The sequence below is a fragment of the Raineya sp. genome (assembly GCF_053497555.1).
Genome location: NZ_JBRCWE010000039.1, coordinates 1 through 22988, shown reverse-complemented (window position 1 = coordinate 22988; position 22988 = coordinate 1). Strand labels below are relative to the sequence as shown.

Here is a 22988-nt window from a genome sequence, read left to right as displayed (position 1 = left end):
ATGCAAGTAACATCAGCCATAAGAGAACCCCTCGTAACAGGTGGTAAAACGATGCACGACATCACCAACGACATCTGTAAGAGGGTAGAAGAAGCCCCCAGCAAAAGCTGGTTAATGGCTTTTGGAGTATCAGTGGTGCTTTTTGTAGTAGGCGGTTTGTCTTTAGCTCAAACCTGGTGGTATGGAATTGGAGTGTGGGGGCTAAATAAAACCGTAGGTTGGGCTTGGGATATTACCAACTTCGTGTGGTGGGTCGGTATTGGTCACGCAGGTACGCTCATTTCTGCTATTCTCTTGCTTTTCCGTCAGAAATGGAGAACCTCTATCAACCGTGCCGCAGAAGCTATGACTATCTTTGCCGTTATTTGTGCAGGTTCATTTATTCTGATGCATATGGGGCGTACTTGGCTGGCTCATTGGGCTTTGCCATTACCTAATACTTACGGCTCGCTTTGGGTAAATTTCCACTCACCACTTGTTTGGGACGTGTTCGCTATTTCTACGTATCTTACCGTTTCTACGGTATTTTGGTATGTAGGGCTTATTCCTGATTTGGGTACTATTCGCGACCGCTTTGTGCGTACTTTGGAAGAAAACCCTTTGCTTCCTACCGATACTCCCGAAGAACGCAAAGCCAAACTTAAAAAACGCCGTCCTATTGCCGCTTTTATTTACAGATTGCTTTCTTTCGGTTGGGAAGGTGGCTCTAAAACTTGGGCAAGATATGAATATGTAGCCTTGATTTTGGCAGGTCTTTCTACTCCGCTTGTACTTTCTGTGCATACCATAGTAAGTTTTGACTTCGCCACCTCTGTAATTCCCGGTTGGCATACTACTATTTTCCCTCCTTACTTCGTTGCAGGAGCGATTTTCTCGGGCTTCGCAATGGTGCTTACACTAATGCTTGTAACACGCGTAGTGTATAAATTGGAGGATTATATTACAATGGAACACATTGAGCTAATGAATAAAATCGTAATGCTTACAGGTTCTATTGTGGGTGTGGCTTATATCACAGAGTTTTTCATTGCTTGGTATTCGGGAGTAGAGGCAGAAAGCTATGCCTTTATCAACCGTGCTTTTGGTCCTTATTGGTGGGCATATTGGGCTATGATGTCTTGCAACGTAATTTCACCTCAACTTTTCTGGTTCAAATCTATTCGTACCAATTTGGTTTGGACTTTCGTGCTTTCTATTGTGGTGAATGTGGGTATGTGGTTTGAGCGTTTCGTAATTATCGTTACCTCTTTGCACAGAGACTATCTGCCTTCCAGCTGGACTTACTTTGTACCTACTATTTATGATGTGGGTGATTATGTGTTCAGCTTCGGTTTGTTCTTTGTTTGCTTTTTCTTGTTTGCAAAATACTTGCCTGTAATCAATATGGCTGAAGTAAAAACCGTATTGAACTCTACCAGCGAAGAGGCAAGAGCCAAAGCCTTTGCCAAACTCAAAGCGGGAGCAGAGGCATTGAAGGCAAGTCCTGCTTACGACAAAGGAAACCAAGTATAATTTCTAAAACTTACAAAAACCAAGTACAATGGCAGCAAGTAAAGAACCTAAAAAATATTTGGTAGGCATCTACGACCACGAAGACAAAGTAGTAGAAGCTGTAAAAAAAGTACAAAAAGATGGAGTGAAAGTGGAGGAAGTATATTCGCCTCACCCTATTCACCACATAGATACATACATTGGGCATCCTCGCACACGCATACCTATTGCGGCTTTTATGTTTGGTGCTACGGGTACGATACTGGCTATCACGATGATAGTGTTTATGATGAAAATAGATTGGCCTATGATAATTGGGGGAAAAAACCCTCTTTATCCGCCTACTATGGTACCTGTAACCTTTGAGGCAACCGTACTGATTTGTGCTTTGGGTATGGTAGCTACTTTCCTGATTACCAACAATATGGGACCTGGCAAAGTGGAATTTATGTTTGATAGACGCACCACAGATGATAAGTACGCTTTGGTGGTTGATTTAGAAAAAAACACTAAATCTCCCGAAGAAATTAGCCAAATTCTTATCAAATATGGTGCAGAAACTACACCTCCTCCACGTATTGTTGAAAAGTCTTAACACATTAAACGAAAACGTACAATGAACTTGAAAAAATATATTGCCTTTTCAGCGGTTGTAGCAAGCCTTGTATTACATTCGTGTCAGCGTGGTCCGAATGACCCTGGTACTGAGTTTGCTCCTAATATGTATGTTTCTACGGCTTATGAGCCATATAGTATGGTAAAAGATAGTACCAATAAAATCAACCCTTATGGTATCAATTTGCGTGAACCTGCACAAGGTACTGTAGCTCGTAGAAACTATAAAACTACTTACAAAGACGCAAGCACAGGCGAAGAGTACGATTTGGGCTTGATGGTTTATCGCACTCACCCTGATAGTTTGGACGAAGCCGCAAAAAACTTGAAAAATCCTCTGAAAATTACCAAGCAAGTAATAGCAGAAGGTAAAGTTTTGTACGAGTATTTTTGCCAGCATTGCCACGGAGCCGAAGGTAAAGGCGATGGCAAAGTAGGACAAAAATATGGCGGTGTAGCCAATTTGACTGGCGGGCAAATTGCCAAAGCCAATGGTGGGCATATCTTCCACGTTATTACTCACGGAAAAGGTAGAATGTGGCCACACGCCTCACAAATGAATGCTTTGGAGCGTTGGAAAATCGTGAGTTATGTACACGTACTGCAGGGGCAAATCAATCCTGATGGTACGCCTGTGGTAAAAGAAGAAGAAAAAAAAGAGGAGAAAAAAGAGGAAACTAAAAAGTAATTTCGCACAAGAGCCTATCTTGTGCCTGATGTCTTGTGTCTAAATTTTTAACAAACTATACTTATGGCAGAAGTACACGTACATTACGATTTGAATGAAAGATATACCTTTACTCCCGAACTCAAAAAGAAACTTACGATTGGAATGGGTGTGGGGCTTGTGTTGCTTATTTTGGGAGTTATTTTAGCGTATGCAGGTATTGGTTTTGGTCATCACGAAGCTCACGAGGCAGGCAAAGCCGCTCAAGAGGCAACCAAACACGCCGAAGAAGGGCACCACGGAGCAACGCCTCTCACGCGTCTTTGGGCTAACTTGTGGCTCAATGGCGTATTTTTTACTTACATAGCCGCTATGGGTGTGCTTTTTGTGGCTATTCAATATGTAGCTTATGCGGGTTGGTCGGCTACTATTCGTAGAGTAGCGGAGGCTTTCGGAGCATTTTTACCCTTTACTGCACCTGTTTTATTGATTACCTTCTTTATCGGTGGGCACGACCTTTTCCACTGGACACACCACGACCTCTATGAAAAAGGTAAAGCTACTTACGACCCCATTATCGCAGGAAAGGCAGGATTTTTCTTCTTCCCTCTGGAAGCAGGCTCTTTCCCTTTGTTTTGGCTTTTACGTTTGGTAGCCTTTATTGGAATATGGTACGCATTGTATCGTATGCTCATCAAAAATTCAGTAGCAGAAGATTATCTGACCGATAAAACGGATTTCAGCTATCATAAGCGTAATATTACCATTGGAGCAGTTTTTATTGTTTTCTTTGGTTTGAGCGAATCGGTTTCGGCTTGGGACTGGGTAATGAGCATTGATACGCACTGGTTCAGTACGATGTTCGGCTGGTATGTCTTTGCAAGCTCTTGGGTTTCGGCTCTTGCTATTCTTACGCTTGCAGTGGTGTTTTTGAAGGAAAAAGGTTATTTGAAAATGGTGAATGAGAATCATTTGCACGATTTGGGTAAATTTATGTTTGCTTTCAGTATATTCTGGACTTACATTTGGTTTGCTCAATATATGTTGCAGGCGTACTCTAATATCCCCGAAGAAATTGAATATTGGGTAGCTCGCCACGATGGTTTGGAAGGTGTGTATTCACCGATGATTGTGATGAATGTAATCATCAACTTCCTTTTCCCATTCCTGTTCTTGATGACAAGAGATGCCAAGCGTAAAGAAATTTTCTTAAAAATTACTGCTTTTGGTATTCTTATGGGGCATTATTTGGATTTCTTTGTGATGGTTATGCCTGGCACCGTAAAAGGTAATGGCGGATTTTTCCTTATGGAAATAGGTACGCTGATGCTTTTTGCTTGTGCTTTCGTGTATGTATTTGCAACTCAACTTTCAAAACAAGGTTTGATTGCCAAAAATCATCCTATGATGGAAGAAAGTTTGCATCACAGCATCTAAAATTTTTTTGATGTTTGAAAACAAACTCGCTAAACATTTTTTTATAGCAAAAAATAATTTTCAAAACTTATGAACGGCTTGCTTCTAACTTCTATTGCAGTTTTGGTACTGGTGATGTTCTTTATTGTGTTTAGAATGTCAAACCTAGTATCTATTTTGCGTACAAAAAGCAGAAATGGCGAAGAGATAGACATCTCTACGAATAACATTCACGCTTACTTGTTTTTGTTGCTACCTCTTATAGGGTTTGTATTTACGTTTTGGTATGCAAGCAAACATATAGGACTATGGGGACAGCCCGAAGCTTCTGCACACGCAGGAGAGTATGACTGGCTTTCCCGCATAGCACATATAGTAATTATACTTATGTTTATCATAACAAATACGCTTCTTTTTGTGTTTGCTTACAAATACCGTTACAAAAAAAATCATAAAGCAACATTTTATCCAGATAACCATAAATTAGAGGCTGTTTGGACAATTGTTCCTGCTATTATATTGGCAGTTTTGGTATTTACAGGCTGGAATTTGTGGAGAAAAGTTACCAAAGATGCTCCTGAAAATGCTATTCAGATAGAAGTGGTAGGTAAGCAATTTAACTGGATTGCACGTTATCCGGGTAAAGATGGCAAATTCGGTGGCTATAATTTCCGTTATACTGATGATGTCAATGAATTGGGCTTGGACTTTACAGATAAAAATGTAAATGATGATTTCCAAGCTACCGAACTTGTGCTTGTAAAAGGAAAACCTGTACAGCTCAAGATTCGTGCCCGAGATGTAATTCATAGTGTAGGTTTGCCTCATTTCCGTCAGAAAATGGATGCCGTTCCCGGTCAGCCTACTACAATGTGGTTTATTCCTACCAAAACTACTCAAGAAATGCGTGAGGAATTGAAATCTAACCCTGAATATCTGAAACCTGACCCTTCTACCACCAAAGGAGACCCCAAAGATATTAAGGCTCGTTGGGAAACTTTTGATTATGAGATTGTTTGTCAGGAAATTTGTGGAAGAGGTCATTTCAGTATGCGTATGAGAGTAGTAGTGCTTGATGAAAAAGAGTATGAGGCTTGGGTAGCTAAACAAGAACCTTTTGTCGTGAAAAACAAAGAATACGTATCAGAAGCTATTAAGCGTCAGATGAAGATGAAACAGAATGCTGGTCAGGCATTTGTAGAAAACATCAGAAATACTGACTAAAATCAGCTGTTTTTATTTGTATAATCATATATGTTTGAATATATTTGTGTAAATTTTTTTGCACTGAGTATTGTAATCTAAAAAAAGAAATACTATGGCTACAGCAGTTGCACACGCTCACGATGTACATACTCACGAAGAACATCACGAGCATCATCACGAAACCTTTTTAACAAAGTACGTGTTTTCCACCGACCACAAAATGATTGCCAAGCAATTTTTGGTAACAGGTATTTTGTGGGCTTTTATAGGCGGTTTGCTTTCTATCCTATTCCGCTTGAAACTTGGTTTTCCTGAAATGGATTACACTTGGCTCAAATTTATTCTGGGTAAGTGGGTAACAGGCGAACCTGGACAAGGACAATTAGACCCCGAATTTTATTTGGCTTTGGTTACTATGCACGGAACAATTATGGTGTTCTTTGTGCTTACAGCAGGTTTGAGCGGAACATTCTCCAATTTCCTCATTCCTTTGCAAATTGGTGCCAGAGATATGGCTTCGGGTTTTTTGAATATGCTTTCTTACTGGTTCTTTTTTGTTTCAAGTGTAATAATGTTTGCTTCATTGTTTCTTGAAGGAGGACCTGCTGGTGGAGGTTGGGTTGTTTATCCTCCTCTGAGTGCCCTACCTCAAGCAATTAAGGGTTCAGGTGCGGGAATGACGTATTGGTTATTATCAATGACCCTATTTATTGCCTCTTCTTTATTAGGAGGTATCAATTACATCACTACCGTCATCAACCTTCGTACCAAAGGAATGACCTTTTCTCGCTTGCCTCTTACCATATGGGCATTCTTTATTACAGCCATTATTGGTTTGCTTTCTTTCCCTGTGTTGTTTTCAGCGGCATTACTTCTATTATTTGATAGAAGTTTAGGTACAAGTTTTTATCTTTCTGATATTTATATTGCGGGTCAAGCTCTTGACCATACAGGCGGTAGTGCTATTTTGTATCAACACTTATTCTGGTTCCTTGGGCACCCCGAAGTGTATATTGTTCTTTTGCCTGCTTTAGGTATTACTTCCGAAGTTATTGCAACCAATGCTCGCAAGCCTATTTTCGGCTACAAGGCAATGGTGGGTTCAATATTGGGTATTGCGGTGCTATCTTTCATCGTTTGGGCTCACCATATGTTTGTAACAGGTATGGATCCTTTCTTGGGTAGTATCTTTATGTTCCTAACGCTTATTATTGCAGTACCTTCAGCAGTAAAAGCTTTCAATTATATTACTACGCTATGGAAAGGAAATATCCGTTATACTCCTGCAATGCTTTTTTCAGTAGGTTTAGTTTCTCTTTTTATTTCAGGTGGGGTAACAGGTATTATTTTGGGTAACAATGCTCTGGATATTTACTTGCACGATACTTATTATGTAGTGGCTCACTTCCATTTGGTAATGGGTTCAGCTTCTTTTTTTGGTATGATGGCGGGTATTTATCACTGGTTCCCTAAAATGTTTGGCAGAATGATGGATGAAAAATTGGGTTACATTCATTTCTGGCTTACTTTCGTAGGGGTGTATTTGGTATTTTTCCCTATGCACTTTATCGGAATTGCAGGTTTCCCTCGCCGTTATTATGAGTTTTCGGCTTATGCCGCCTTCCGTGATGAGGTATATTTGAATTTGAACCAATTTATTAGTGTTGCCGCCGTGATTACTTTTGGTGCTCAACTTATCTTTGGTTTCAACTTCTTCTACTCAATGTGGAGAGGTAGAAAAGCTACCCAAAATCCTTGGAATTCTAATACTTTGGAATGGACTACGCCTATTGAACCCGGACACGGCAACTGGCCTGGTCAAATTCCTTTCGTATACCGTTGGGCTTACGATTATAGCAAGCCTAATGCTGAAAAAGACGGATTTACCGACTTTATCCCTCAAAACGTACCATACTCAATGACACCTCATTCCAATTTGCCTCACGAAAACGAAATGATTGCATTGGAAAAAGAGGAAATGTTGCCTCACGATACAACGCTTGAACTCGCAGAGCTTGCAAAAAAGAAAGAAGTAACTGCATAGATTATCTAAAACTAAACTGAAACGACAGGCTTACGAGCCTGTCGTTTTCTTTTTTACCAAATCTGCATTATCTCTCTGACAATTTCTTGGGCGGCATTGGGCTTGGCAAAGCGTTTGATATTTTTCTGCAATTCTTTTTGCAGAGCTTCATCATAAAGCAAATCAATCGCATCGCCTACTAAAAAGGCTTCGGCGTGTTTATCGGCAACCATTAGGGCGGCTTTATTATTTACAAGCACCTTGGCATTTTTACTTTGGTGGTCTTCGGCTACATTGGGAGAGGGAACTAAAATACAAGGCTTTCCTGCCAAACATAATTCTGAAATAGATAAAGCTCCTGCTCTGGAAACAACCACATCTGCCACCGAATAGGCTAAATCCATTACATTGATAAAATCAAAAACCTTGATAAGGGTTGTTTTGGCTTCGGATACACTTTTTTGAGCAGTTTCGTAGAAATTTTTACCCGTTTGCCAGATTACCTGAATATCGTTTTCTATGAGCCTATGTATGTTTTTTTGTATGCTCAAATTGATAGTTCTTGCTCCAAGGCTACCACCTATCACAAGAAGTGTTTTTTTATGTTCTTGCAAGCCAAAATGTTGCAAGGCATTGGGGCGTTTGTTTTCAAGTTCTAAAATATCTTTTCGTACAGGGTTACCTGTGAAAACAATTTTTTCTTTGGGAAAATATTTATCCATTTGGGGATAGGCTACACATATTTTTTTAGCTTTTCTTGACAAAAGTTTGTTAGTTATGCCTGCGTAGCTGTTTTGCTCTTGAATGAGTGTAGGGATTTTCATCAAAGAAGCCATTAGCAGTGTAGGGGCACTGGCATATCCTCCTACACCTATACATATATCAGGTTTGAAATCTTGCAGAATTTTGCGAGCTTGTGTCAAACTTTTCAGGAGTTTCAGGGGGAAGCGTAAATTTTCGCTACTTAGCTTTCGCTGAATTCCAGCAATATCTAAGCCAATAATTTTATATCCTGCCAGAGGTACTTTTTGCATTTCCATACGATTATTCGCACCTACAAACAAAATTTCAGTAGCAGGGGCTTGCAGTTTGATTTCGTTGGCGATAGCTATGGCAGGGTAGATGTGTCCGCCTGTACCCCCGCCACTAATGATGACTTTTTTCAATTTGCTTATATTTTAGGAGAGCAAAGTTAAAAATGAACTTGGAAAAAGCCAAAAGAAAAAAACCCTCTTTCAGAGAGGGTTATGAGAACCACTAATAAGCATACGTAAAAAGACTATGCAAAAGTGTAACAAAAGTTTAATATAAGCAAGAAAAAATTAAAATATTTTTACGTTATTGTTTATTCTGGCAAAATAAAATTTTACAATCGTATGCCCATTACCAAAATATCATCTCTTTGGGGGGCATTTTTTTGAAACATTAAGAGTTCTTCTTTCAAAAAATAGCATTGTCTATCTAAGGGTTCTTTACCATAAAGTAAGAGTAAAGTTTTGAGTTTATCGGTACCGAATTTTTGCCTATCGGGGTTTGGGTTATCGGTATAGCCATCTGTAGAAAGATAGACGACATCTCCTTTTTGGAGCGAGTAATGATAGGTTTCGTAAGGGGTTTGCATAATTCCCAAACCACTTCCGCCGATATGACTGCGTGAGCCTTTCAGTTCAATAATGGTATCATCTTTGAAAATGTATAAAGGACGTCTGGCTCCTGCAAAATACAATTCAAATTCTTCTTCGTTTTTAATATCAATGCGGCACAGACATACGTCCATACCATCGTTATTACCTGTTTCTCTTTGCCTGAGCGAAGCAATTACTCCTTCATTGAGGGCAGAAAGCACTTGGGCGGGTTCAAAGATTTTGTTTTCGTTAATGATTTTATTGAGTAAAGTATTGCCTATCATACTCATAAAAGCACCGGGAACGCCGTGTCCTGTGCAATCTACGGCGGCAAAGAAAAGATGATTTTCTATTTTAGAAAACCAGTAGAAATCCCCTGAAACTACATCTTTGGGAAAATAAATAAGGAAAAAATCGCTTACATAATTTCTGATGACCTCTTCATCGGGTAAAATCGCCTTTTGTATATGACTTGCATACTGGATACTTTGGCTCATATGCGTATTGAGTTCGGTAAGTTCTTTATTTTTTCGTTCTATGAAATCTCTTTGAGCCATAATCTCTTCTCTTTGTTGTTGCAATTCCTCGTTTTGGGTAAGGATTTCTTCTTGCTTCTGTTGCAATTCACGTGTTCTTTCGGCAACTTTCTGCTCCAGCATTTCATTTTGCTCTTTGATGATACGAGCATTTTCTTCCAAAGCCTTCAAGGCTTCGGCTTGTGCCACAGCACGCTCACGGCGAATGGTATTTACCCTATCTGCCAGAGCAAAAGAAAGCCCTACGACTTGAAACATTGCCCCAACAAGGTGCGAAACTCGTAAAAAAGGGTGATTGGGGATAGCTCCTGTGGCAATAAGAGCTACCATCATTATACCTACAAGGAAAAATGCCCAAGATAAAATAAAGTAAATTGCCGATTTATTTCCAATACGCCAAACTACCAAACCTGTTGAAAGCTCTACAATACCTACTACAAGCATAGCCACAGTACCTATTCTTACCGAAATAGGATAAGGAAGGACGAAGCCAAGCAGAGAAAACATACCCAGTAGAGCTACAATACCCCATAAAACTTTATTGAAACGAGGCAGGTATTTTTCTGTACTTAAAAATGAAATCATAAATAGAATAGCTCCTGCTCCGCCTGCACACAAACCCACAGGTATCACGGTATTTGCCCACCAAGTGGCATTAGACCATAAGTATTGGAAGGCGTGTCCGTTGAGTGCCGCTTGAACAGTGCCATAGAAAACAATGTAAATCACATAATACAAGTAGCTATTGTTGCGAATAGCAAAGAATAGTACCAAATTGTAAATACCCATTATGAGCAAAATACCATAAAAAAAGCCAAAGAGTATATCCGTAACGGCTATATGCTTGATAAGTCTTGGCAGAGAGTAAAGATAGGCAGGAAATTGCAAAGAGCTATCGCTATCTATTTTGATAAGAAAAGTGCGGGTTTCAAAAGGCTCTAATTTGAGCGGAAAAACAAGATTTCTATAAAAGAAAGGTCTTGTACCAAACGGAACAGCATCTCCGACTGTATTTATTACTTTTTCCCAAGCACTTTCCCCATTTTGGCTAAAAATATCTACTTTATCCAAAAGAGGGTAGTCAAATTCCAAATAGAAAGTTTCTGTTTTGTTGGTTTTGTTGTGTAACTGAAATTTGAGCCAAAGATTGATTTTCTTAAAACCCAAGTTGGGGTCATCTTTGGTAATGGGTTTCCATTTTTCTGCTTCCATTTTGTCTATTTCTTTCAGCGACATCAGTTTGGAAGCATCTTCGTAATACACAAAATATTTACTGATATTTTCTACTTCAATATTTTCAGGAATTTCGTAGGGTTTAAGTTGGGCAAAAACGAATTGAAGTGAAAAAAGCCAAGAAAGTCCGACAATTTTCAAAAAATATAAAAATTTCATAATCTATGTGTTTAATTTGGTGTTGTGTTGTTTCAATAAGCCAAAAGCAAGTATTGATGTTCAAAATGTTCAAGCTATTGCTAAAATATTGCTATCTCACAAAATAACTGAAATAATAACATTCTTTCAGAGCATTTCTATAAAACTGCGTATTTCGGTATTTGTTTTTAAGGTTTTGGAAGTTGGTGCGGTATTCGGGTATAAACATAAAACCAATGCCTCCACTAAACATTTTTTCATTTTGCTCTTTTTTGAACTTATCAGTCATAAACATTTGATTTTGCTCGGCTTTGGCGGCAAGAAAAGTGAGGCGAGCCGCTATTTCTCGGTTGCCTGCCTTTTCATAGAGTTGTGCGGCTTTTTCGTAATATTCTTGAGCTTTGGAGCAATCGGTATGGAAACTTACTGCCGAACCGCTACGCCAGTAGTCCATAGCTTTCCAAGCGTGTCCGAAATAAGTGGTGTTGTAATGGATATTACCAAGTTTATGATAAGCATCTGCCGAACCCTTGCGGGCTTGTGCCTCTAAACTTTTAATTTGGCTAATCAAGTTGAGTTTGGTGTAAGTTTTTTTGCGAGGGCAATTGATACAATCAATGATTTCATCGCTGGTAGGGTCGCCTTCAAGGGGTAAATTTATACCCGACTGACGGAAAAGTTTTTCTGCTTCATCTAAATTTCCTTCACGAAACAAAATAGTAGCTTTTATTTCCTGCAAAATAGCCTTAGGATTTTGAGTATCAATTTTAGCCAAGAGTTCTTTTTCGTAACTTGTGTAGCTATCTTGTGAGGCAAAAGCAATGAGTTCGTCAAGGAGTTTTTGTTCGGTTTTAATTCGGTAGAGGTCTGCTTGCGAAAGGTAGGCTTTGGCTTTTTCGCCTTGTCTTTCATAGAGGCGTGCAAAAGTACCTCGCATAAGTTCTTTCAAGGCTCTACTTTGTGTAGCTACTACTTTCTGATAAATTTTTTCTTCGGTATCTTTTTCTAAAATATTGAGCTCGGCAAGTTCAAGCATTGTTTCAAAAACCTGTATTTGCTTTTGGGCATCAGGGGAAAGGTTTTCTTTTTTGAGCGAAGCAAAACTTTTACGTGCTTCTTGGGGCTTATCAAGCAGATAGTCGCAGTAACCCAAAGCCATTACCCAAAGAGCCTGTTTTTGAGGGTTTTTAGCAGTTTTGAGATACTGCATTACAAAAGATTTAAGTTTGGGCAGATAGGCTCGGTACAAAGCAATTTGGTCGGTATTTGAAAAGCCACTTTCTGTGCTACGCAAGGGCATTAAGGTCATTTCAATTTTATTCATTTCTCGCAAAAGAAGCATATCCAGATAGTCGGAGTCAGGTACAAGGCTATAAATAGCCATCATTTCGGGGAGTATTAAATTTTGGGGGTGTATGCCTCTGATGAAAAATAAAGTAGTTTTTTCTTGATTGTTTTTGCAAAGGCTTAACGCTTTTTTCCAATCCTCGTCTGTAAAAATTTTACAACTCAAAAAAGAGCTAATTCGCTTGGCAGTAGATTTTTCAAATACAAGAGCAAAAAGATAAGCAGAAAGAGCATTTTGCCCCATTTTTTGCAAAGCACCTGCTTTATGAGCCATTGCCCAGTATTTTATGATATTTTCAGTTTTGAGAGGTTCAAGCAGGTTGTCGTAGAGCAAAATAGTTCTTTTGTAGTCTTTGGCATAATGAGCCAAACGCACCGCTTGATAGCCATAGCGAATTTTAATGAATACATCTTTGGCAGAAGAAAAACGTTTTTCTGCTTCTTTGGAATACGCTAAAAGATTTTCTTGGGCATTGGGGGGCGTTTCTGCCCAAGGGCTTTCAACAAATGTATAACGCTCACATTTTTTGGCAAAAGAAAGATATTCAATAGATTCGGCATCTTTTTTTTGTGTTGCCCAATATTGCACAACACTATTTTCAGCCAGTTTTTTGTCGTTGAGCGGTTTTTGCAAAAGCACAAAACTGCGAATTTTATCCCAATCGGCTTGGGTAGATTTATAGATGATGGCTTCTAAGTCTTTGGCAGAAACTTTATTTTCCATAAAAGTTTGCCATTCTATCAGATTTTCGTCTTTTTCATTTTTCTGCATTACATCTTCGTTTTCATAAAAACGACTGAAAGAAAAATACAAAGGACGAAATCGGCTATTTTGAGATAGTTCGGGATTGAAAAAACGATAAATTTCCCAGTCGGGCTCAAAGTAGGCACAACTTTCTACGTGCCAAGTGTTGCAGAGAGCAAATACATTAAAACCAATAATGAACCAAATTTTGAAGTTTTTCATAAGGATATTGTTGAATGAGGTGGCTATCTAAATGGTAAAAAATCATTTCGGTAGTAGGTATTTTAGAAGCAACTGCTTTGGTAAGTTTTTCAAGATTTTCAAGGCTTACATTTTCCCAACGCAATTCGTCTTGTTCATACAGAAAAACACCCCCAAAATAATGATTTTCTCTCACTTTGTAACGTTTTTCTTGAATTTTTTTTAATTGGAGATTTTGTTCTAAATCTCTTTCTGTGATTTCGGAAAGCAAATGCACTACTTTCCCCATACGCTTCACAACCGCCCACTGAAAAATAGGTAAAGCTACTTTGAGTGGCAAAGGGTACTTTTCGGCATTCTGCAAGTATTTTTCTACAAGCGATAGCTCTAAAATAGAGTTTTCAGTATTTTTCCCTTCAATATCACCTACATTGTATAGCATTAAAATCCCTGCATCGGCATCGGGTACGCCTGTTTGTGAAAAATATTTGTACTGATGCAAACGAATAGTTACTGAAAAGGATAATTTTTGTTCTGTGCAAATTTGTTTCATTGTTCTGCATAGTAAAAAAAAGTTTTCTTTGGATTTTTCGCTCCAGTCGCAATCAATTTGTATGCCTTGCAAGGGTATTTGGTTATTTTGAGCTTTGCTAAATGTTTTTTCTGATATTTTTTTAGCCAAAAGCGGTATTTCAGCGGGTTGGCTTTGTAGCATTGTACGATTGGTAACAAAAACCACTGCTACAACTTTTTGAAAAGGCTTTATATCTGTATTTTGTATCTGCAAGTCGCCTATGGGAATAGCTTTTTGTTCGGGGTGAAAATCTACATCAAAAAAGCGTAAATAAAGCGTTTTGCTTTGCAAATGTTCGGCATACTTGCGTTCCAAGCTATCCAGATGAAGAGTTCCTTTCCAATGATACCAATTTTGGCTTATTTTTTCTTGATTTTTACAGGCAGAAAAAGTAAAAATCAAACAAAAAAGGTATTTATGGCAAGTTTCTAAAAGAAAAATCCGACTTTTGAAGCTTTGTAAAATTTTTTTCAAAAAAACAATGGGATAACCAAATAAAATTTTGTTTGACATTTTTGTAAAATCTTTGAAAAGTACAATGAAATTATTAAAAAATGGAAAAAATGAAATTTTTACAGCAAAAAAAAGTAAATATTCCTTTGAAAGCAAGAACATTCTCACTACTTTTGCGTTAAGAAAATAAAACATTTATGAACCAAAGCAAAGAGGTGTTGGAAATTCTGACGAAAGTGCAATCCAAACAAATGGAGTTGTTTTTGGAGGCAGTTCGTCATATTGCAGAGGCTTGGGGAAAGGAGAATTTCGTAGAAGAATTTACACAAGCCTACAAGAAGTGGTTTGATGAACAAACCAAACTGATGCAAGAAATGAATGAGCTTTTGCAGAAGCACGCAGGTATTACAATGCCCAATCATCTCTTGGATTTGCAAAAAATGCAAGAAAACTTTGGTAAAAATTGGTTTGATTACATCAAAGACCACGCAGGCAATTATGCCGATATTTTCAAAACAGGAAGCATAGACCAAATCAATGAAGTATGGAATAAAATGTATGAATCTTGGTTTGAGCCTTTTATGCGTCCTTTCAAAGAGTTTTCGGCATCGGGAGTGGGAGGTTACAATGTAATGATGAATGCCGTAAAAGATTACCTCAAAGCATTTTCAGGTAAAAAGCAAAAATAAACCAAAATAAGTTGATTTTAATAAGCATACGTAAAAAGACTGCTGTTTCTGACGGCAGTTTTTTTGTTTGGTAGTTTATTCCTATCCAAAAGTAGTGCAAGCCTCTAAAAATTTTATTTCTCATTTTTTGTTTTTGACATCTATTATCTAAAATTCTTTATCCTGCTTCTTGTTTCCTACTTCCCTACTGCAAATTGTGCCTAAATAACTTCTTTGTGTGGAGTTTGTTTATCAAAATATTTGCTTTTTTGTGTTTATTTTCTTACATTTGAAAAATCAGAAAATCAAAATGTTACGTTTGTTTTTATGTATATTGCTTTGCTTGGCTTTTGGGAGCTTACAAGCACAACCCACTCAAGATTTTGAAATGGAGGTGCTAATTCCTTGCCATAAAGTAGAAAATCAATCCTATTCGGGGACGTGTTGGAGTTTTGCTACTTGTTCTTTTTTTGAAAGCGAACTAATGAGACAAAACAAACCAAGTGTAATTTTATCTAAAATGTTTGTAGCCCGTAAAACTTACCCGCTGAAAGTAGAAAAATATTTACAAACAGCAGGAAAAACCTTTTTTACGGCAGGAGGGCAACCTCACGATGTACTTTATACTATTCGTCATTTTGGAATTGTGCCTGAAAGGATTTACAATGGGAAAGTCTTTTTTCAGGAACATTATCACCCACCGCTTGATACGCTGATGTGGCAGGCTACACAAAATTTTATTGCCAATGGCAAAAAATCTTTGAATGAAGCGGATAAAGCATTTTTAGAAAAAGTTTTAGACCTTTTTTTGGGCAAAGTACCTGAAAAATTTATCTATGAAGGGCAAACTTATACGCCGCAGACTTTTGCCCAAAACTACTTAAAAATCAATCCTGATGATTATGTGCAGGTTACTTCTTGGCTCGGTGAGCCTTTTTATCAGAAAATAATATTACCAGACAAATACAACTGGATGCAAGAAGGGTATTACAATGTTCCTTTGCAAGAATTTTGGGAACTTACTCAAAATGCTATTCGCAAAGGTTTTGGAGTTGTATGGAATGGCGATAACGTAGAACCTACTTTTTCGGCAGAGCAGGGCTTGGCGTTTTTACCCGATACCATAAAAATAAGTCCTGAAAACCGACAAAGATACATCAAAAATGGCTCTACACAAATAGAACACGTAATGCATATTGTAGGCATTGCTAAAGAAAAAAATGAAAAAAATCCGCCTCGTACCAAGCGAAGCAAAAAAATAACCCAAATACCTACCAAAACTTGGTTTTATATCAAAAACTCTTGGGGAGAAATAAGCAAGTTTCACGGATTTCTGTATATGAGCGAAGATTTTTTCAAAATGAAAACCATTTCCATAATGCTTCATAAAGAGGCTTTGCCAACTGAATTGCGTAAAAAGTTGAAAATATAAATGAATTAAAGAGATAGGAAATAAGAGGCAAGAGCTCAGATATTTATTGTATTGCTACAAGTCTTTGAATATCAAAAGATAAAATCACAAAAACCCTAAAAACTGCTTTCATCTCAGTATAATATGAAAGAAAAATGCTTGACAATGGATTTTTTTTTAGATACTTTTTCGCCCTAAACTTTGCTAAATGACAAAAGTTGAAATTGAGGCATCGCTTCCTTCGTATCTGGTGCATAGTGAGATACTCGCTGTGGTTGTGGCAGACTCACAAGGCAATTATGTGTATCATAATGAAACTTTCAGAAAAAATTTTATTTTTGAAAACGAAGTGCTGGGTACTTCTTGCTTGCATACCATTGCCCCCGATGACCATCAGCTTTGCAAAGATACGGTAGATAAGTGCTTTCAATATCCCGAAAAAAACTTTTCACTTTATTTACGCAAAAAAACAGCCAATCAGCAGGGGTTTTACCTTACCCATTGGGATTTTTCCGCTTTCAAAAATCAGAGAGGGGAAGTTTGTGGTATTTTAGGAATTGGTTATGACGTTTCCTTTTTAGCAGAGAGTCAGAAACTTATCAAAGCCAATGCTACCAAGTTGAGAGCATTGTTGGAAAGCTCGGAGTATAGTCAGGTGCTTATCAGTCCCGATTTCAAAGTGCTTCTGTGTAATCAAAAAGCACAAGAACTCTCGCAGATGATTTTTAATAAAAATTTAAGCGAAAATGATAATTTTTTAGACTTTGTAATGCCCGAAGCCCACTCAGATTTTACAGAGGCTTTCAAAAGAGCTATGCAAGGCGAAATTATTGAAATAGAGAGAGAAAGAAAGATTCAGGATAAGAAAATCTGGCTAAAAATGAAGTATGCCCCTGTATATGATGAAGCAGGGCGAGTTTTAGGGGTTTCATTGGTTACTTTGGATATTGACGAAAAAAAACGGATTCAAGATAAACTCAAAAATTCTGAAATCAAACTGCGTGCTATCGTAGATAGTACCAATGATAACAATATACTTCTTGCCCCCGATTTTAAGGTGCTATCTTTCAATAAAAAAGCCTTTGAGAATGTAAAACTTTTTTTTGGTGCAGAAATAAAAGAAGGTGATGATTTCAGAAAATATGTGGTACCTACACGCCAAACCGATTTTCAAAACTATATGAAGCGAACTTTACAAGGCGAGACCATTATTGAGGAACTTTGTATAGACCTTGAAAATGGTGAGCAGTATTGGTTTTTGGTTTCTTTTTTTCCTGCTTATGATGAAGAAGGAAATCTTATAGGGGTTTCTTACAATGCCTCTGATATTGATAAGCGTAAAAAATACGAATTGCTTCTGGAAAAGCAGAATAGACAACTGCGTGAAATTGCTTATATCCAATCGCATAAAGTTCGCAAGCCTGTGGCAAATATTTTAGGTCTGATGCAACTGATGGATAAATCCAAAATGAGTGAAGAAAATCAGAAATATTTTGATTATCTCTTGCAAGCTACCCAAGATTTGGATAAGATTATACACGAAATCGTAAGTAAAGCGTATCAGATAGAGTAAAGCTATTGCTTATTTTTTACTACCCATTCCAATGTTTCTTGTAAAGGTGTAAAACTAAAATCAGGTATAAATTTTCGGATTTTTTCATTTTGATAAACAATTTGCCTTTGAGAATTGCGAGCTGTTTCCTTACTGATAAAAGGTCGGCGGAAGGTAAAAAGAGCTATTAAACTGCTTATCCGCCAAGCAATTTCAGCTAAAAAAGGACTTACCTTCAAGAACGGAGGCTTTTTATTCATTAAATTTGCTATTTTTTCAAAAAGTTCTTTGTAGCTTAAAGTATGTCCGTTTAAAATAAATCTCTCTCCCGTGATGTTACTTTCTGCTAAATACAACACTGCTTTGAGAATATCGCGTACATCAACTACATTGGCGGTGCCTGTGGGGTACATTTTTCCGCCTTTGGCAATGTAATCAAATACTTTTAGGCTGGTTTGTTGCCATTTACCTGCTCCAAAAATCAAGGAAGGGTTGACAATTACAGCGGGCAAACCTTCATTGATACCTCGCCAAACCTCCAATTCCGAAAGATATTTGCTTTGAGCGTAATTCGTATTCCAGTCTGAATCTTCCCAACGACTTTCTTCATTTACGTAGGTTTGTCCCTTTTTTTTACCCAAAGCCGCCACTGAGCTAATATGAATCAATTTTTTTATTTCCTTGCTCAAACAGGTATTTACTACGTTGGCAGTACCTTCTACATTGGTTTTCATCATCAAATCTTTATCGGCACTATCAAAAGAAACTACCGCCGCCGAGTGAATAACCATATCGCCCGTTTCTATGGCTTTGTCTAAAATAACTAAATCCGAAATATCTCCTTCTATCCAAGTTATTTTATGAGCATATTCACCCAAAAAGTCCATTTTTGAACTATCTCTTTTGAGAGCTTTTACAGCATAACCTTTATCTACAAATCCTTTGGCAAGGTAGCTTCCTAAAAGTCCCGTGGCTCCTGTGATGAAAACTTGTGGCATAAGTTTTTTACTTGTTGATTTTCAAAGAATGTGCGAATTTACTACTTTTGTAAATAAAATCAGATAAAAATGGAAAAGCAACTGCAAATAAATACTATCAAAGAGGAAAAAATATCTGAAACATCAACTTTATTTACCATTAGAGAAGCGGCGGATTTTGCCAGTAAATATATTAACAAAAACGTAACGGTTTCAAATATTACTTACTTGTTAAACTACGGCAGAGTACCAAAGGTTGATAATAATGGCTTAACTCTGATTAGCAAGCAAGAACTTATCAAATATTATGAAAATTTCTATGGTCGCAGAGAGTTGGATTGGAAAAAGAAATTAGGCGATGATTTGAACTGGTCATTGAGCTTTGAGCATCTTAAAGAGGCTGAAACTACGAAACATGTACATCGTTTGCATCCTTACAAGGGGAAATACATTCCCCAATTGGTAGAGTATTTTTTAGATGGACATACAGATGAGTTCAAAAAACAAGTCTTTTTCAACAAAGAAGATATTGTGCTTGACCCTTTTTGTGGCAGTGGAACAACTTTGGTGCAAGCAAATGAGTTAGGAATACATGCTATTGGGGTAGATATATCAGCTTTTAATGCGTTGATTAGTAATGTTAAAATTTCAAAAGTAGATTTTACAGAACTTTATCAAGAAACTGAAAGAATAAGTAAAGCTCTTAAAAAATTTGTGGCTAATTCATCACATCTTGCTTTTGAAAAAGAACTCGCCGAATTTTTGACCGATTACGATAAGAAATACTTTCCCTCACCTGAATTTAAGATAAAGGTAAGAAAAAAAGAAATTGACGAAGAAAGCTATACCGAATTACACGAAAAAATTGTTTTGAAAAAGTTTTATGAATTGATAACCAAATATCAAATCAAAGTTAAACAAGATAAACAAAACACCTTTTTGGAAAAATGGTACTTACAAACGGTTCGCAATGAGATTGATTTTGTTTTTGAGCAAATTAAAGAAGTGCAAGATTTACAGGTAAAAAATGTACTCACGGTGATTCTGAGTCGTACTATTCGTAGTTGTAGAGCAACAACTCACGCAGATTTGGCAACTTTGGTAGAACCTGTAACCACTCCATACTATTGTGCCAAACACGGCAAAATATGTAAACCTTTGTTTTCTATACTCTCGTGGTGGGAAAGATACTGCAAAGATACTATTCAACGATTGGCAGAGTTTTCAAAATTACGAACAAACACCTTCCAATATTGTCTAAACGGCAATTCGGAAACCATAGATATTCTGGCAGAATTAGAAAAAAAACATTTTGATTTTTACGAATTAGTCAAACAAAAAAAAATTAGGGGTATTTTTTCAAGTCCGCCGTATGTAGGTTTGATTGACTATCACGAACAGCACGCCTACGCCTATGATTTATTCGGCTTTGAACGTAAAGATGAACAGGAAATCGGCTCTATGTCTAAAAAGCAAACTAAACAAGCTCAACAAGATTATGTAAAAGCTATTGCTAATGTACTCAATAATTGCAAAAAATTTTTAGCTGATGATTATGATGTTTTTTTAGTAGCCAATGATAAGTTTAATCTTTATTCACAAATTGCTGAAATGGCAGGTATGCAAATTGTTAATCAATATAAACGACCTGTGCTAAATAGAACTGAAAAAGATAAGGGTGCATATTCAGAGATTATTTTTCATCTAAAAAGAAATTCAATATGACAATTAGCAATACATTGAAAGAAAAAATTGCTGTTCAGGTTATTAGAACTCTTTACCATCAGTTTGAAAAATTTCCTAATGATGTTAGTAGCAATCGTAATGCACCTTTTCACGAAGCGTTTGTAAAGGCTTTTTCATATAATTTGAATGGTAAAGTTTCATCTATTCCTACGCTCATTAGTTTAAGTAGTTGGTTGCACGGCTTAAATACGAGTTTGGGGCAATCTTTCTTTGAAAATACTGCTCACATTCTTTGCGGGGGAGAAAAAAGAGAATTCACTACCAGTAAAAGGAATAATTTGCCGATTGAACAAGAGCAAAAAGATTTCATTTCAAAAATTATTACTGATTTGAGCAACGGTAACAAAATGCCTTCTTTAGCTAATGAAAATAATATGATTTTTCAGAAAGTGCTTACAAGTAATCTTGTAGAGGGTACAGATTTTACAGCAGATGTATTTTATGAAAACGACACTGAAATTGTGTGTATTGAAATAAAAACCGTAAAGCCTAACAAAGGTATATTTAGAGTAGAAAAACAAAAAATTCTAGAAGCAAAAGCTGCATTAAAAAATAGATATCCACAAAAAAACATTAGTTATTTCTTAGCTTTTCCCTTTGACCCTCTAAGCGATATCCCCTGTGGTTACAATAAAAAACGCTTTATGGATTATAGTGTCGGTTTTACTAAGTATTTTGATGAAAATGAAATTTTATTAGCAGGAGAATTTTGGGATTATCTTTCAGGTGTAGAAGGTACAATGGAGGCGATTTTAGAGATTATCAATACAATTGCTACCCCTCATTTTATGAATGAGCTGACTTTTTTGAGTGAGCCCCAAAACAGGATTACACAAAGGCAGGATTATTTAGACTTGTTGGAAAAGTGGTTTTTGTTTCAGGAACACTTTTTAGTTATGCACATTGATGAAATCAGTAAAAAAATAACTAATAAAAATGATGAACGTATGCTCAACCAATCTTGCTTCAAAGAGGGAGAATATAAATCTGATAGAGTGCAACATTTGTTGCGTTTATTGTCAAAATAACGTTAGAAACTGATAGGTAGATTTAAGTTAAATCTTTAATAATAGGTAGAAGGATAATAAATTGAATGTGGCTGTGTAAAATAGCTGTAAAACAATATTATTCTTAAAAGCAAGTAAATTGTGAAATTTTTTTCACAATTTTGTCAAAATTTATACAAGTAGCTTGTGCTATGAAAAAAAATTTATTTCTTTGTTTGCTTGTTTTATTTGCAAGGTGTCTTTTCGCCCAAGATACTCTGCAAGTATTTTCTTTGCGAGATTTGTATGCTCAAATGCTTCGCCACCACCCGATTGTCAAGCAGATAGACCTTTTCCCACGAATTGCCCAAGAAGAAATCCGCATAGCTCGTGGAAATTTTGACCCTAAATTGGAAGTAGATTACCTCCAAAAGACGCTCAAAGATAAATTTTATTACAGCTATTGGGATAGCCGTCTGAAAGCTCCCATTTGGATTGGAGAACTGAAAGCAGGCTACGAACTCAACGAAGGAGAACTCATTAATACCGAAAATAAATCGCCTGATAGAGGTTTGGTGTATGCAGGTATTAGCATTCCATTGGGGCAAAATCTGCTTATTGATGCTCGTCGTGCAACCCTTCGGCAAGCCCAAGTAATGCAACAAATCGCAGAAGCCGAAAGAATTAAAGAACTCAATAAACTTTTCTTTTCTGCTACCAAAGATTATTGGGAATGGTATGCTCGCTACAATGAGTTGCGTTTTATTCGTAAAGGTTATGAGCTTGCCGAAGAGCGTTACAACTTTATCAAGCAGATGATTCAATTTGGAGAGGCGGCGGCTATTGATTCTGTGGAAGCAAAAATCACACTTCAAGAGCGTACTATCCAACTTCGCCAAGCTGAAATAGATTTTCGTAATGCAGGGCTTTTACTTTCTGTGCATTTATGGAATGAAAACTTGCCCGTAGAATTACCCGAAAACGCCGTTCCTGAAACAATTGCTCAAATTGAGATTTTCAGCGAAGCCCGATTGAATGAACTTTTGCAATTTGCCGAGCAAAATCACCCTGAAATTCAGAAAGTTCGCTTCAAACTTACTCATTTAGATATTGAAAGACGCTTTCAGGTAGATAGGGTAAAACCTCGTATCAATTTGCATTACAATGTACTTACGGCGTACAATCCGATGAAATTTGAAATGAATGCCGATTATTTTGCCAACAACTATAAAATAGGCTTAGATGCCAGTTTCCCGCTTTTTTTACGTAAAGAAAGAGGCAAAATTTTTCAAACTCGCTTCAAAATCAACCAAACGGAATTTGAGCAAACTCAACTAACCCGACAAATTCTTACACAAGTACGAGCCTCGTACAACGA

17 protein-coding genes are annotated in these 22988 nt (G+C 37.2%); 12 read left to right on the top strand and 5 right to left on the bottom strand.

What is annotated here, in order from left to right; all coding sequences use genetic code 11:
• The 6 genes from nrfD (at window position 1) to ACWITO_RS04825 (ending at window position 7439) form a co-directional block, all read left to right on the top strand.
• Window positions 1-1512 (top strand): NrfD/PsrC family molybdoenzyme membrane anchor subunit, encoded by a 1512-nt coding sequence (gene nrfD, locus ACWITO_RS04850; RefSeq protein WP_448528883.1) that lies wholly within the window; start codon window positions 1-3, stop codon window positions 1510-1512.
• A gap of 28 nt (window positions 1513-1540) precedes the next feature.
• Window positions 1541-2086 carry a DUF3341 domain-containing protein gene (locus ACWITO_RS04845; RefSeq protein ID WP_448528882.1) on the top strand — a complete coding sequence of 182 codons (546 nt, stop codon included), beginning with the start codon at window positions 1541-1543 and terminating at the stop codon, window positions 2084-2086.
• Between the two features lie 21 nt (window positions 2087-2107).
• Window positions 2108-2794, top strand: a complete 687-nt coding sequence (locus tag ACWITO_RS04840; RefSeq protein ID WP_448528881.1) for a c-type cytochrome — start codon at window positions 2108-2110, stop codon at window positions 2792-2794.
• 63 nt (window positions 2795-2857) lie between these two features.
• Window positions 2858-4210 carry a quinol:cytochrome C oxidoreductase gene (locus ACWITO_RS04835; protein WP_448528880.1) on the top strand — a complete coding sequence of 451 codons (1353 nt, stop codon included), beginning with the start codon at window positions 2858-2860 and terminating at the stop codon, window positions 4208-4210.
• Between the two features lie 69 nt (window positions 4211-4279).
• A complete protein-coding gene (locus ACWITO_RS04830; protein ID WP_448528879.1) occupies window positions 4280-5413 on the top strand; it encodes a cytochrome c oxidase subunit II in 1134 nt (377 codons plus the stop codon).
• Window positions 5414-5507: 94 nt separating this feature from the next.
• Window positions 5508-7439 carry a cytochrome c oxidase subunit I gene (locus tag ACWITO_RS04825; RefSeq protein WP_448528878.1) on the top strand — a complete coding sequence of 644 codons (1932 nt, stop codon included), beginning with the start codon at window positions 5508-5510 and terminating at the stop codon, window positions 7437-7439.
• A 53-nt stretch (window positions 7440-7492) separates the two neighbouring features.
• Here the strand turns inward: ACWITO_RS04825 and murG are convergent, their stop codons facing one another.
• The 4 genes from murG to ACWITO_RS04805 form a co-directional block, all read right to left on the bottom strand.
• Window positions 7493-8584, bottom strand: coding sequence for an undecaprenyldiphospho-muramoylpentapeptide beta-N-acetylglucosaminyltransferase (gene murG / locus ACWITO_RS04820; RefSeq protein ID WP_448528877.1), 1092 nt, complete (start codon window positions 8582-8584; stop codon window positions 7493-7495).
• A gap of 200 nt (window positions 8585-8784) precedes the next feature.
• Window positions 8785-10971 carry a 7TM diverse intracellular signaling domain-containing protein gene (locus ACWITO_RS04815; protein WP_448528876.1) on the bottom strand — a complete coding sequence of 729 codons (2187 nt, stop codon included), beginning with the start codon at window positions 10969-10971 and terminating at the stop codon, window positions 8785-8787.
• A 91-nt stretch (window positions 10972-11062) separates the two neighbouring features.
• Window positions 11063-13264 carry a hypothetical protein gene (locus ACWITO_RS04810; RefSeq protein ID WP_448528875.1) on the bottom strand — a complete coding sequence of 734 codons (2202 nt, stop codon included), beginning with the start codon at window positions 13262-13264 and terminating at the stop codon, window positions 11063-11065.
• Window positions 13227-14219: a hypothetical protein gene (locus ACWITO_RS04805; protein ID WP_448528874.1), complete on the bottom strand. Its 993-nt coding sequence runs from the start codon at window positions 14217-14219 to the stop codon at window positions 13227-13229. Before ACWITO_RS04805 ends, ACWITO_RS04810 begins: the two co-directional genes overlap by 38 nt.
• 248 nt (window positions 14220-14467) lie before the next feature.
• On the opposite strand from ACWITO_RS04805, the gene ACWITO_RS04800 reads away from it, so the two are divergent.
• From ACWITO_RS04800 to ACWITO_RS04790, 3 genes are all read left to right on the top strand, one after another.
• Window positions 14468-14959, top strand: coding sequence for a hypothetical protein (locus tag ACWITO_RS04800; protein ID WP_448528873.1), 492 nt, complete (start codon window positions 14468-14470; stop codon window positions 14957-14959).
• Window positions 14960-15248: 289 nt separating this feature from the next.
• The gene (locus tag ACWITO_RS04795; protein ID WP_448528872.1) at window positions 15249-16370 is read left to right on the top strand and encodes a C1 family peptidase; all 1122 of its coding nucleotides are present in this window, start codon (window positions 15249-15251) and stop codon (window positions 16368-16370) included.
• 187 nt (window positions 16371-16557) lie between these two features.
• Window positions 16558-17922 (top strand): PAS domain S-box protein, encoded by a 1365-nt coding sequence (locus ACWITO_RS04790; protein ID WP_448528871.1) that lies wholly within the window; start codon window positions 16558-16560, stop codon window positions 17920-17922.
• A gap of 2 nt (window positions 17923-17924) precedes the next feature.
• On the opposite strand, the gene ACWITO_RS04785 is transcribed toward ACWITO_RS04790, so the two are convergent.
• Complete coding sequence (locus tag ACWITO_RS04785) at window positions 17925-18899, bottom strand: SDR family NAD(P)-dependent oxidoreductase (protein WP_448528870.1); 975 nt, start codon at window positions 18897-18899, stop codon at window positions 17925-17927.
• A gap of 69 nt (window positions 18900-18968) precedes the next feature.
• Between ACWITO_RS04785 and ACWITO_RS04780 the strand changes: the two genes are divergently transcribed.
• The 3 genes from ACWITO_RS04780 to ACWITO_RS04770 all read left to right on the top strand — a co-directional run.
• Window positions 18969-20603: a DNA methyltransferase gene (locus ACWITO_RS04780; RefSeq protein WP_207764458.1), complete on the top strand. Its 1635-nt coding sequence runs from the start codon at window positions 18969-18971 to the stop codon at window positions 20601-20603.
• Window positions 20600-21652: a TdeIII family type II restriction endonuclease gene (locus ACWITO_RS04775; protein ID WP_101359806.1), complete on the top strand. Its 1053-nt coding sequence runs from the start codon at window positions 20600-20602 to the stop codon at window positions 21650-21652. The genes ACWITO_RS04780 and ACWITO_RS04775 overlap by 4 nt, the downstream gene beginning before the upstream one ends.
• Window positions 21653-21822: 170 nt before the next feature.
• Window positions 21823-22988, top strand: a 1166-nt coding sequence (locus ACWITO_RS04770) for a TolC family protein (RefSeq protein WP_448528869.1), incomplete at its 3' end; no start/stop codon positions are given.